Origin of the sequence: Mesorhizobium amorphae CCNWGS0123, from assembly GCF_001686985.1 — a bacterium.
GTDB classification, from domain to species: domain Bacteria; phylum Pseudomonadota; class Alphaproteobacteria; order Rhizobiales; family Rhizobiaceae; genus Mesorhizobium; species Mesorhizobium amorphae.
In genome coordinates this window covers 4,879,517-4,892,021 of sequence record NZ_CP015318.1, presented here as the reverse complement: position 1 = coordinate 4,892,021, position 12,505 = coordinate 4,879,517, and the positions used below count along the sequence as shown (strand labels likewise).

10 protein-coding genes are annotated in these 12,505 nt (G+C 63.4%); 5 read left to right on the top strand and 5 right to left on the bottom strand.

Annotated elements, in window-relative coordinates:
* Nucleotides 1-9: 9 nt before the first annotated feature.
* Together A6B35_RS23125 and A6B35_RS23120 are read right to left on the bottom strand one after the other, a co-directional pair.
* Nucleotides 10-1,188 carry a lytic murein transglycosylase gene (locus tag A6B35_RS23125; protein ID WP_006204190.1) on the bottom strand — a complete coding sequence of 393 codons (1,179 nt, stop codon included), beginning with the start codon at nt 1,186-1,188 and terminating at the stop codon, nt 10-12.
* Between the two features lie 190 nt (nt 1,189-1,378).
* Nucleotides 1,379-2,179, bottom strand: a complete 801-nt coding sequence (locus A6B35_RS23120; protein WP_006204191.1) for a glycoside hydrolase family 25 protein — start codon at nt 2,177-2,179, stop codon at nt 1,379-1,381.
* A gap of 233 nt (nt 2,180-2,412) precedes the next feature.
* Between A6B35_RS23120 and A6B35_RS23115 the strand changes: the two genes are divergently transcribed.
* On the top strand, nt 2,413-3,792 hold the full coding sequence (locus tag A6B35_RS23115) for a serine hydrolase domain-containing protein (protein WP_040583368.1): 1,380 nt from the start codon (nt 2,413-2,415) through the stop codon (nt 3,790-3,792).
* Here the strand turns inward: A6B35_RS23115 and A6B35_RS23110 are convergent.
* From A6B35_RS23110 to A6B35_RS23100, 3 genes are all read right to left on the bottom strand, one after another.
* Nucleotides 3,789-4,457, bottom strand: a complete 669-nt coding sequence (locus A6B35_RS23110) for a class I SAM-dependent methyltransferase (protein WP_006204193.1) — start codon at nt 4,455-4,457, stop codon at nt 3,789-3,791. The two genes, A6B35_RS23115 and A6B35_RS23110, sit on opposite strands and share 4 nt — an antisense overlap.
* Nucleotides 4,454-5,752, bottom strand: coding sequence for a BtaA family protein (locus A6B35_RS23105; protein WP_040583362.1), 1,299 nt, complete (start codon nt 5,750-5,752; stop codon nt 4,454-4,456). Before A6B35_RS23105 ends, A6B35_RS23110 begins: the two co-directional genes overlap by 4 nt.
* Before the next feature lie 160 nt (nt 5,753-5,912).
* Nucleotides 5,913-9,524, bottom strand: a complete 3,612-nt coding sequence (locus A6B35_RS23100) for a hydantoinase B/oxoprolinase family protein (protein WP_006204195.1) — start codon at nt 9,522-9,524, stop codon at nt 5,913-5,915.
* 179 nt (nt 9,525-9,703) lie between these two features.
* Between A6B35_RS23100 and A6B35_RS34645 the strand changes: the two genes are divergently transcribed.
* The 4 genes from A6B35_RS34645 to A6B35_RS23085 all read left to right on the top strand — a co-directional run bounded on the left by A6B35_RS34645 (nt 9,704) and on the right by A6B35_RS23085 (nt 12,479).
* Nucleotides 9,704-9,910: a hypothetical protein gene (locus A6B35_RS34645; RefSeq protein WP_006204196.1), complete on the top strand. Its 207-nt coding sequence runs from the start codon at nt 9,704-9,706 to the stop codon at nt 9,908-9,910.
* A gap of 190 nt (nt 9,911-10,100) precedes the next feature.
* A complete protein-coding gene (locus A6B35_RS23095; RefSeq protein ID WP_006204197.1) occupies nt 10,101-10,820 on the top strand; it encodes a J domain-containing protein in 720 nt (239 codons plus the stop codon).
* On the top strand, nt 10,817-11,584 hold the full coding sequence (locus tag A6B35_RS23090) for an N-acetylmuramoyl-L-alanine amidase (protein ID WP_006204198.1): 768 nt from the start codon (nt 10,817-10,819) through the stop codon (nt 11,582-11,584). The genes A6B35_RS23095 and A6B35_RS23090 overlap by 4 nt, the downstream gene beginning before the upstream one ends.
* Before the next feature lie 184 nt (nt 11,585-11,768).
* Nucleotides 11,769-12,479, top strand: a complete 711-nt coding sequence (locus A6B35_RS23085) for a lytic transglycosylase domain-containing protein (protein ID WP_040583363.1) — start codon at nt 11,769-11,771, stop codon at nt 12,477-12,479.
* Nucleotides 12,480-12,505 lie beyond the last annotated feature (26 nt).

The following is a 12,505-nucleotide window of genomic DNA, read 5'->3' as shown; positions in this document are numbered from 1 at the left end:
CGCCAATTTCTACAGCCTCGCCAGCAGATCCGGCGTCGGCCAGCCGTCGACCGGAAGCCCGAGGCGCATCTGTTCCTTGCGGATGGCTTCGCGGGTGTTCGTGCCCAGGATGCCGTCGACCGTGCCGACGTCATAGCCTCTGGCCTCGAGCTTGGTCTGCAGCGCCTTCATCTGGTCGCCGCTGAGACCGGATTCAGGGGTGCGCGGGTCGAATTGCTTTGCCCCGGCCAGCCGTGCCGCGAGGTTTGCGGCGGTCAGCGCATAGGTGAAGGACTGGTTCCATTCGAGATAGACGTCGAAATTGTCGTAGGCGAGGAAGGCCGGCCCCTTGCGGCCCATAGGCAGGGCCAGCCCTGCCTTCAGGCCGTTGTCGATTAGCGGTGTGCCGTTCGGGTTGGTGACGCCCCACTGAGCCCATTGCGATAGCGGCAGCTTGTTGGTGCGGCCGGTCTGGTCCCACGGCATGTCGTCGGGCACGCGCACTTCCTCGATCCAGGGCTGGTCGCGTTTCCAGCCGCGCGACAGGATCTTGTTGGCCGTGGTCATGATCACGTCCGGCACGCTGCCGCGCAGGTCGACGATGCCGTCGCCGTCGCCATCGACGCCACGCGTGAGATAGTCGGAAGGCAGGATCTGCGTCTGGCCGATCTCGCCGGCCCAGGCGCCGGTGACGTCGGCCGGCACGACCCCGCGGTCGATCAGCGTCAGCAACGGCACCAGCTGGGGCCGGAAAAGCTCCGGCCGGCGGCAATCATGCGCGAGCGTGACCAGCGCGCTCAGCGTGTGGAAGTCGCCCTGTACTGCGCCGAAATCGGTCTCCAGCGCCCAGAAGGCGGCGATGACCGGTGCCTGGACGCCGAACTGCTGGTCGGCGCGGGCAAACACGTCGGCGTATTTCTTGAGGTTGGCGTCGCCTTGCTTCAGCCGATAGGCCGAGATCATGCGGTTCGAAAACTGGATGAAGGTCTGGGAAAACACACCCTGGGCACGATCGCGCGCCAGCACCTTGTCGTCGATGCCGGCAGATTCCAGCGCATCAAGGCCGTGAGTGCCGACGCCGGCCGCCTTGGCTTCGGTCGCCACGCCCTGCTTCCATACCTCGAAATCGCCGCCGCATTCCTGCGCTGCCGCCGGCAACGCCGTGGCGAACAGGATGAGCGCCGCGAGGGCTTTGGAACGCATCCGCATCAGCTTCCTTCCGAAACCAGGTGCCAGAGCGTCACTTGCGCGCCGATTTCGAACGCGCGGCGCTCCGGATTATCGGCGATTGCAAATGTTCGCCGCCGGCTGTGTCGAAAAGCAGGCGCGGGCCCCGGTGTCAACGGGTGTTCTGCCGCAGCCGCTTGTTCCGGGCGGCCTCGCAGCCGTTGAACCTGTGTCAACGGGTGTTCTGCCGCAGCCACTTGTTCCAGGCGGCCTCGGAGCCGTTGAAGACGTTGATGTCGGCTTTGCCGGTCATGCCGGGAACGATACCGGTCCCGGTGTACTGCCAGAAGGTGAAAGGGTGGCTGCCGTATTTCTGACGTGGATGGCCGGCGACCGAGCGCAGCCAGTAGGGATAGCCGCGGAAGGTCGACAGGCCGTTGTCGTCGAAGAAGTCGACCGAGGTGTAGATGATCGGCTTCTTGCCGTAGTGCCGCTCGACGATTTCGAGGAAGGTCGTCATCTCCGAGCGCACCGTCGCTGCGTTCGGGCGCAGCCTGCAGGTCGGCGATTTCGGGTTCCATTCCATGTCCAGCACCGGCGGCATGGCCGAGCGGTCGACAGGTACGTTGGCGATGAACCAGCGCGCCTGCGTGGCGGCGGGCGTGCAGAAATAGAAGAAATGATAGGCGGCTCGCGGAACTCCAGCGGCTTTGGTGCGGCTCCAGTGTTCGTTGAAATACTCGTCGAAGCGGTCGCCGCCCTCGGTCGCCTTGATGAAGGCGAAGGAGATGCCGCTGGCCTTGGCCGCCGGCCAGTCGACCGATGTCTGGTATTTGGAGACATCGGTGCCGTGGACCGCATAGTTCCACGGGGCGCCGCTGTCCCATTCATGCGGCTTGGAATCCTCGAAACGCGGTGCACGCACCGCGATTGTCGGGTTGCTGGACGAGGACGGCGACAGCGGCGAGAGATCGTCCACGGTCGAGCAGGCGCCCAACAGCGTCAGCATGATGAGAGCCGCGAGTCGGCGCATCTCTCTACTCCTGAGCCGGGTTCAGCCGGCCGCTGATGGGTCGTTTCTGCTGGTGCCCCTCGATCTGGCCCCGCCGGACGATCACCCCACAGGATCGCACGCCTTCCTCATCTGATCGCCGAACTTGGTTGATATCAGGTTGACGGCGCTCGACAACAACAGAGATTTTGCCGAAGCAATGTCGGCAAATCGATGACATAAATCGAGCGCGAAAACACCGGGGGATGGAAAAGATGCGGATCGTCGCCAAGATCGTCAAATGGCTGCTTGGCCTGGTCGTGCTGGCGGTAGCCGCGCTGTTTGCCTGGCTCTATATCGCGCCGCCGGAATTGATCCGCGTCGGTTCGGGCTATTCGGCCAAGATCGTCTGCTCGAACATCTTCATTGCCGGGCGCGACGCCAATGAAGTGCTCGCCGTCGACGTGCAGGCGCCGGGCCATCCGCTGCTCAGGCTGATGAAGGTGTCGGTCGACAAGGAACGCGGGATGGTTTCGGCAGGCTTGTTCGGTGTGTTCGGTAGAAGTGTCGCCGTCGCGCGCGACGGGCTGGGCTGTGCTTCGGTTCCGGATGGCAACACCGGCAAGGCGAGGCAGACGGTGACCTATGCCGAGCCCGCCGCCACCAGGCAGGATGCGCTGTGGCCGGAAGGCGAACGGGTCGACGCCTCGCAGGCACCGGAGATCGCCAAGATCCTCGACGACGCGGCCATGGCGGGCACCGGCATGCGGGCGGTGGTGGTGGTCAAGAACGGCCGCATTGTCGGCGAGCGCTATGGCGACGGCTTTTCGCAGAAGACGCCGCTGCTCGGCTGGTCGATGACCAAGACGGTGAACGCGGCGATCGTCGGCACGCTGGTCAAGAACGGTAAGGTGGCGGTGACCGATCAGGGGCTGTTCGGGCCATGGAAGGCCGACGGCCGCGCCGCCATCAGCCTTGCCGACATGATGGCGATGTCGAGCGGGCTGGAGTTCAACGAGGACTATGGCGACGTCGCCGACGTCACACGCATGCTCTATCTCGAGCCCGACATGGCGGGGTTCGCCGAATCCAAGCCGCTCACCGGCGAGGTCGGCAAGGTGTTCTCCTATTCGAGTGGCACGGCTGTGATGCTGTCGCGCCTCTGGCAGGACGCCATCGGCGACAAGGACAAGGCGCTGACCTGGCCGCGGACGGCGCTGTTCGAGCCGCTCGGCATGCACAGCGCCGTGCTCGAAACCGACGAGCAGGGCACTTTCGTCGGCTCATCCTATCTCTACGCCACGGCGCATGATTGGGCACGCTTCGGGCAGTTCCTGCTGCAAGGCGGGGTCTGGAACGGCAATGAGATCCTGCCGGCCGGTTTCGTCGACTGGATGCGGGAGCCTGCGTCGGCCTCGAAAGTCTATGGCAAGGGGCAGGTGTGGATCGAGGCACCGGGCGATGAGGAAAACCCCGGCGCCGGCGTCGCGGCGGGCCTACCCAAGGATACCTACTGGATGGAAGGGCATGACGGGCAGACGGTCGCCATCATTCCGTCAGAGCAGGTGGTGGTGGTGCGGCTCGGGCTGACGCCGGCCAAGCTCGGCTACCGGCCGCAGACGATGCTGGGGGCGCTGGTCAAGGCGCTTCACTAGCCTTTTGGCTGCCGAATCACGGCGAGCCATGCATAGCCGCGATAAAGCGTGCGAAAACGAAAGGTTGAACCGGTTCGTTCGGACTCCGATTCCAGGACGTCGCGCAGGGATTCACGCGGAGCGACGTGGAATTTCCTCAGCCAGCCGCGCAGCAAGGTCCGGAACCAGCCCGGCAGGCCTTCCTGCTGACCGAAATCGACAACATGCAGCGAACCGCCAGGCGCAAGGGCGGCCAGGGCTGCCGAAACCGTCTTCTCCCAACCGGGGATCATCGACAGCGAATAGGACACGAAGATGCGGTCGAAACTCTCGATGCCGAACAGCCCGTTGGCGTCGAAATCGGTAGCGTCGCCACGCGCCAGTGCGACGCGGTCGGATAGGCCTTCGCGGGCGATGGATGCGCGCGCCGTCTCCAGCATCTCGGTCGAGATATCGAGGCCGAAGAAGCGCGCATCCGGATAGCGGCGGGCGGCAAGCACAATGTTGCGGCCGGTGCCGCAGCCGAGTTCGAGCACGGTGCCACCGGGCGGTACGTCCAGCCCGGCGATCATCTGGTCGCGGCCGAGCAGGTAGTATTTTCGGGTCAGGTCGTAGATATGGCGCTGCCAGCGATAGACGCCGTCCATCAGTTCGGCATGGCTGGCCGGCAGCTCGCTCGTGCTCATGCGGGCCGCTTCACATAGAGGTGGAAGCCACCATAGATGGCCGAGCGGTCGCGCGCCGAGAATTCGCGCGAGGCCTCATCCTCGTAGCTCCACTGGTCGAGCAGCGAAACCGAGACGCGGCCAGGCAGCAGGCTGGGCTCGGCCGCGGTGCGGAATATGACGCGGGCGCCGGCCGATGCCGTGCGGGTGATCTCGGCCCACAGCGCATTGAGCTGGTCGTCGGTCATCCAGTCCTGCGCATCGAGCAGCACGAAGCGGTCGACCGTGCCGGCATCCTTGCCGGCAAGGAACTCGATCAGGTTGGCATGATGGATGGCGACGCGGTCGACATTGTCACGGATGGTCTTGTAGTTGCGCTTTTCGAGATAGGCGGGAAGGGCGGCTTCGCCGGGCTCGGGATAGCGGCGGGCAAAGGCCTGCCAGGCGAAATAGTTGGTGTTCAGCGGAAAGTCGCAGGCGAGCTTCTCCAGCCGGGCTTTCAGGACGCTCGCCATGGTGCCGTCACCGGAGGTGATCAGCGAATCGTATTGCGCCGGCGGAATGCCCAGGCCGAACAGCGAGGCTTTTCGCGATGTCGCCCATTTCAGCAGCGGCTTTTCGAACACCGGCGCCAGCTCCTCGTTGAAGAAGCGGCGCTGCTCGCTGATGTTCCTGGCCTGCATGATGCCGGCAGGGTCGACGCCGAAGAATTTGCCGACGCGGTGACCCATGGCGATGAACAGGCCGAGCAGGCCGGTCTGGTAGAAATTGCGGTCGAAGACGGCAATGCGACGGCGTCCGCGCCAGTTGCGGCGCTCCCAGTAGTGGCGGCTGACCGGATCGAGATGCGGCGCGACGAACCGATCGTAGGCTTCCGAATTGTGACGGGTGTCGGCGGCGCCGAAGAAGCGGAACAGGTCGCCCTGCGACGGCAAATGCCGGACAGCCTCGAGCTTCATGCGGTTCAGCGCGATGTGGGCGGCGTTAAGATCGACGGCATCGATCCGCTCCGGCGAGCGCGTAAGGTAAGCCAGGATGTTGCAGCCGCCGGACGCGATGGTGACAATGCGATGGCCGTGGCCAAGCTGCATGGCCTCCATGTCGACATCGGGATCTTCCCAGATCTGGGGGTAGACGAGGCCGGAGAAGAGGAAAGCGAAAAGCCGCTCGGAAAGGCCGGCCTTCGACAGCGGGCGGTTCTGGTAGACGGCTTTTCCAACTTCCTTGCCGCGGCGAAAAACCAGATCTCCGGAAACGTCCGTCATGGCAAGGTGATTCCCCGTTTGCGTTGGCGCAAGCGGGTAGCCCAGCGTCATGACAGGCCCGTGACAGTCAGAGGTATCGACAATTCTACTGCGGCGGTCATCTGACGCGGCTTTCTGCGCTTCCGGTGCTCACGGACTTCAATGTCCGCTCCGCTCCGGTTCTTAAAAAGCCACGCCACCTGACTCGCCGCAGCGAGTTCTCGAAGCCCCCTTAGGCTCGTCCGAACCCGCCCGGCGTCGGTGTCGTTAGGATGACAGCCTCGCCAGCGTCGAGCACGGTCTGGTCGCAGGCCTTCATCTCCTCGACCGAACCGCTGTTGCGGCGGACCTTGGTCGAGCCGGCTTCGCCGTCGCTGCCACCGCCAAGGCCCTGTGGCGGGCGGTTGCGGTGCGAGGACAGGATTGCGCATTCCATCCTTTCGAGGAAGCGGATGGTGCGCTTGGTACCGTCACCGGCACCCCATTTGCCCTTGCCGCCGGAACCCTCGCGGATGTGGAAATCCTCGAGCAGGACGGGAAAGCGCAGTTCCAGCACTTCCGGATCGGTGAGGCGCGAGTTGGTCATATGGGTGTGGACGCCCGACGTGCCGGCGAAACCGCGGCCGGAATTCATCTGGCCAGCCGGCGAGCCCGAGCAGATCGTTTCGTAATACTGATACTTTTTGTTGCCGAAGGTGAGGTTGTTCATCGTGCCTTGCGCATTGGCCATCGCGCCCATGGCGCCGAACAGAGCGTTGGTAACATGCTGCGAGGTTTCGACATTGCCGGCGACGACGGCGGCCGGATAGGACGGTCTGAGCATGCAGCCGTCCGGGATAATGATGTTGATGGGACGCAGACACCCGGCATTCATCGGGATCATGTCCTCGACCATGACGCGGAAGGCATAGAGAACGGCGGCGCGGGCGACCGGCTCGGGTGCGTTGAAATTGTTCTTCATGACCGGCGAGGTGCCGGTGAAATCGACTGTCGCCTCGCGCTTTTGCCGGTCGACCGTGATCTTCACCTTGATGACCTGGCCGGTGTCGGTCGGATACTCGCATTCGGAACTGTCGGGCAGGCGCTCCAGCACGCGGCGCACGCTCTCGGCGGCATTGTCCTGGACGTGACCCATATAGGCCTCGACGACATCGAGGCCGAAATTCGCGACCATCTTGCGCAATTCGGCCACACCCTTTTCATTGGCGGCGATCTGCGCCTTGAGGTCGGCGATGTTCTGGTGCGGATTGCGGGCCGGGTAGGGGTGGTCGGTGAGCAGCGTTTCCAATTCGGTCTCGCGGAATTTTCCGCGATCGACGATGCGGAAATTGTCGAACAGAACGCCTTCCTCGTCGACCGTCGTAGCGAGCGGCGTCATCGAGCCGGGAGCGGTGCCGCCGACGTCGGCATGGTGGCCGCGCGAGGCCGCCCAGAACAGGATTTCCTTCTTCGCGTCGTCGAACACCGGCGTCACCACCGTGATGTCGGGCAGATGCGTGCCGCCATTGTAGGGCGCGTTGAGGGCGAAGACGTCGCCGGGGTGGATGTCGCCCGAGTTCAGCCTGATGATGGTCTCGACCGAGCGGTCCATAGAGCCCAGATGCACCGGCATGTGCGGCGCATTGGCGACCAGCGCACCATGGCGGTCGAACACGGCGCAGGAGAAATCCAGCCGTTCCTTGATGTTGACGGAATAGGCGGTGTTCTGCAGCGTCACGCCCATCTGCTCGGCGATCGACATGAACAGGTTGTTGAAGACCTCCAGCATGACCGGATCGGCTTCGGTGCCGAGCGCCGCCTGGCGGCGCTTTTTCTCGATGCGGCGCAGCAGCACATGGTTCCTGGCGGTGATTTCGGCCTGCCAGCCTGGCTCGACGACGATGGTCTGGTTGGGCTCGATGATCAAGGCCGGGCCGGAAACCCTGTTGCCCGGCTTGAACGCTTCGCGGCGGAAGACGCCGGTGTCGCGCCATTCGCCCTCGGCGAAGATTTTGCGAGTCTCGGAAGGACTTACGACAAGATCTTCGGTTTCAGATTCACCTTCATCGCGGCCGCCGCCGCCAGTGTCGGTGCCTTCGACGCCAACGGACTCCACGATCATCGGCTTGTCCTCGTAGACGAAACCGAACTGACCCTTGTGGGCCGCTTCGAAATCGCTTCTGGCTCGCGCAATCGAGCCGTGTTCGAAGTTCACCGGCAATGCCGTGTCGGTGCCGTCATAGCGGATCTGCAGCACCGGCTTCGAGGAGACGGCATCTTCACCAATGCCTTGCGCGGCGAGTTCTTCGATGACGGCTTTTCGCAATGTCGCGATGAGGTCGTCGATCGCCGGCAGGGATCCTTCCGCCAGGGGCTGCAGCAGCGCCTGCTGGCGAGAGGCAAAGACCGACGACAGGCCGATGCCATAGGCCGAGAGCAGTCCGGAGAAGGGATGCATCAGCACCGCCTCCATGCCGAGCGCATCGGCGACGAGGCAGGCGTGCTGGCCGCCGGCACCGCCGAAGCAGTTCAACAGATATTCGGTGACATCATAACCGCGTTGAACGGAAATCTTCTTGATGGCGTTGGCCATGTTCTCGACGGCAATGGTGACGAAGCCTTCGGCGACGGCCTCCGGCGAGCGGCCATCGCCGATTTCGGCGGCGAGCGCCGCGAATTTCTTGTGCACGGTCCCGACATCGAGCGGCTGGTCCTGGCCCGGTCCGAAGATCGCAGGAAAGAAGTCGGGTTGCAGCTTGCCGAGCATGACATTTGCGTCGGTGACGGCGAGCGGGCCGCCGCGCCGGTAGGCGGCGGGACCGGGATTGGCGCCGGCCGAATCCGGCCCGGCGCGGAAGCGGCCGGTCTCGTAATGAAGGATCGAGCCGCCGCCGGCTGCAACGGTATGGATGCGCATCATCGGGGCGCGGATGCGCACGCCGGCGACTTCGGTGTCGAAGGCGCGCTCATACTCGCCGTCATAGTGGGCGACGTCAGTCGAGGTGCCGCCCATGTCGAAGCCGATGACTTTTTCAAAGCCGGCAAGCTTCGCCGTTTCGACCATGCCGACGACGCCGCCGGCCGGACCGGACAGGAGCGCGTCCTTGCCCTGGAACATATCGGCGGCGGTAAGGCCGCCGGACGACATCATGAACATGAGGCGGGGGCCAGCGCCGAGTTCTCCCGCCACCCTTTGCACATACCTCGACAGGATCGGCGAGAGATAGGCGTCGACGACGGTGGTGTCGCCGCGGCCGACCAGCTTGATCAGCGGCGAGACTTCGTGGCTGACGGAGACCTGGCCGAAGCCGAGCTTGCGGCAGACTTTTGCCACCGCCTTCTCGTGGTCGGGATATTTCCAGGCATGCATGAAGACGATGGCAACCGCGTCGATGCCATCGGCCTTCGCCTGCTCGATGGCCGGGCGGCAAGCAGCAATATCGAGCAGGCGTTCGACGCGGCCATCGGCACGCACGCGCTCTTCGATCTCGATGACCCGCTCGTAGAGCTGTTCGGGCAGGATGATCTCCTTGGCGAAGATGTCCGGCCGCGCCTGATAGGCGATCCTCAGCGCGTCGCGAAAGCCCTTGGTGATGAGCAGCAGAACACGGTCGCCCTTGCGCTCCAGAAGCGCATTGGTGGCGACGGTGGTGCCCATCTTGATGTCGCCGACCAGCCCCGACGGTACAGGTGCACCGGATCTCAGCCCGAGCAGGTCGCGAATGCCCTGGATGGCTGCATCGGCATAGGCTTCGGGGTTTTCCGACAGGAGTTTTCTGGGATGCAGCCCGCCTTGAGGGTCACGGCCGATGACATCGGTGAAAGTGCCGCCGCGATCGATCCAGAAGTCCCATTTCTCGGTCATCACAGCTCCCGGCATTTCTCTTGTTTTATCTGTTAGTTCGCCATTCGTCGGACGGCAATCACTAAGCTATCTGAAGATGTTACATGCGGAAACGCAACGTTACGAAACTCATGGCCAGCTGATGCATTTTCTCTTCGAGCGCTCACAGGAACGTGAGCGTTTGTTGAAGGAGAGATGTGATGAAAAAGCTCATTCTTGCGTCGCTTTCGGCGCTTGCCCTGCTCGGGGTGGCAGCGTGCAGCGACAGCGGCACAGACAACACCACCACACAGAGCACAAACCCGCCGGCAGCCGAAGAGCCGATGCAGCCTGCCGCCCCGGCAGCTCCTGACGCTACGAAGCCTGCCGAACCGGCTCCGGCAGCACCTGCTGCGCCCGCGCAGTAGCATGAGATGAACGGAAAAGGCCGGCATCAAGCCGGCCTTTTCCTGCAGAACAACAGTAAATGCGACCGAGCGCGGTAGCGTCCGGTCGCATAGTCAAGGGTTGGGCGCTTCGTCAGGCGTCTCAAATCGATCGGGCCTGCGGCACTGTCTTCGCTTGATAGCGGTGGGCGGTTCGCACTAAGAAGCCCTTATGTCGATTTGGGACCGCCTCGGCGACTTCATCACACGTGTTTCCTCTTCAGCGTCGTCAGGCGTCGCCGATGTCGTGGAGGCCGTGCGGACCGTTTTCTCGGGCGACCCGGATCTGCGGCGCCGTGTCGCTTTTTCGGTGGCGATGATCGCGTTGTCGGCCAAGATGGCCAAAGCCGACGGCATCGTCACCCAGAACGAGGTGCGCGCCTTCCAGGAAATATTCGAGGTTCCGGCGAAAGAGACGCGCCACGTGGCGCGCCTTTACGACCTGGCCAAGCGGGACGTCGCCGGGTTCGAGATCTATGCCGCGCGCATGGCGCAATTGTGCGGTTCGGGCCATGCGAACTGCCTGATGCTTGAAGACATACTCGACGGTCTGTTCCACATAGCCAAGGCGGACGGGATGATCCACGAACGTGAAGGCCTGTTCCTGCATCGCATCGCCGAGATATTCCGGATCGAGGAGGCACATTACCAGAGTATCCTGGCGCGGCACGTCGATCTCGGTGCAGCCGATCCCTATGTCGTGCTCGGCATCGAGCGCGGAAAACCGTTCGAGGAGATCAGGAAACGCTACCGCAAGCTGGTTTCCGACAATCATCCCGACCGGCTGATCGCACGCGGACTGCCGCAGGAATTCATCAAGATCGCCACGACCAGGGTCGCGGCGATCAACGCAGCCTATGAGATGATCGAGCGGGGCCTGCGGCACGTATGAGCGGTTTCCTGCCCGACGAGCCGAGCGCCGAGGTCAGGGTATCGCCGAATTTCGGTCCGCGGCGCGACACGCTCAAGCCCGACATGATCGTGCTGCACTATACCGGCATGGCGACGGGTCCCGGTGCCGAGGCATGGCTGTGCGATCCGGCGAGCGAGGTTTCCGCCCACTATCTCGTCCATGAGGACGGCCGCGTCGTCCAGATGGTGCGGGAAAGCGATCGTGCCTGGCATGCCGGTAAGAGTTCGTGGTTCGGACGTACCGACATCAACTCCTGTTCGGTCGGCATCGAGATCGTCAATCCCGGCCATTCGCTCGGCTATCCCGCTTTTCCAAGGCGGCAGATCGATGCCGTGATCGGCCTGTGCGCGGGGATCGTCCAACGCCATTTTATTCCGGCGCAAAGGGTGCTGGCCCATTCCGACGTGGCACCCGGACGCAAGATCGATCCGGGTGAGAAATTCCCCTGGAATGCCCTGTTCGCGGCCGGTGTCGGCCACCTCGTCCCTGCGGCGCCGGTCAGGCGGGGTGCTGTGGTCAAGGCAGGCGATACAGGCCCGGATGTCGAGGCGCTGCAGTCGATGCTGGCGGTCTATGGCTATGGGGTGGAGATATCGGGTGTGTTCGACCGGCAGACCGGGATCGTGGTGGAAGCCTTTCAACGGCATTTCCGCCCGCGCCTGGTTGACGGCGTGGCCGACGGCTCGACAATCCGCACGCTGCAAAGGCTGCTGGCTTCCGCCAAGGCAATCCTGTCGAAGTAATCCTTTTTGAGTCGATAAATTACAATCTGTCACGCAAAGTGACTTGCACCGCCTTCTTTGCCGCCAATTCGGCCTTCAAAGGCGAACCGTGCAAATTGTCGGACCTCTATCCTCCCGGATGTACCGATATTGATTGGTGTAGCTGCGTGAAGTTCTTCGCGCGGTTCAAACAGAACAGGACCCCATGCAGAAATTGACCGTTCTAACGGCAGCTGTTGCTGCCGGCGTAATGACTTTTGCCATCGGTGCGGCCAATGGCGCACCACTGAGCCAGAGGGCAGATCAGGGATTCTCCGCCGTACCCGCCAAGACTGTCCCGCCGAAAGCGGCTCAGGCAGCAAAAGCCAAGAAGACGGCCACTGCGAAGGTCGAAAAGGTAGCTGCGGTGAAGGCCCGAAAGCCCACAGCCAAACGGCATGTGAAGCGCAACAGGAAGAGCATCGACCTGACGACGACGGCATCGATCCGCCCGGACAATGTCGGGGTGTCGGCAGTTGCGCCGGCCGAGGCCGGCCAGTATTCGGCGATCATCGCCCGCTATGCGGCGGCCGAAGGCGTGCCGGTGTCGCTGGCCAAGGCCGTGATCAAGATCGAGAGCAACTACCGGCCGAACATTGTCGGCGGCGCCGGCGAGATCGGCCTGATGCAGATCAAGCCGGCGACGGCGCGGATGATGGGCTATACCGGTTCGGTCAAGGGGCTGTTCAATCCCGACACCAATATCCGTTATGGCATGAAGTATCTGGCCATGGCTCGGGGCCTGGGCGGCGGTACGACCTGCGGTACGATCCTGAAATACAATGCCGGCCACGCCGCCAAGCGCATGAACCCGGTGTCGGCGGCCTATTGCAGCAAGGTGAAGGTGCAGATGGCCGCGCTTGGGACACCTGCGTGACCGTCCAGGCATAAGCTGCTTTTTTC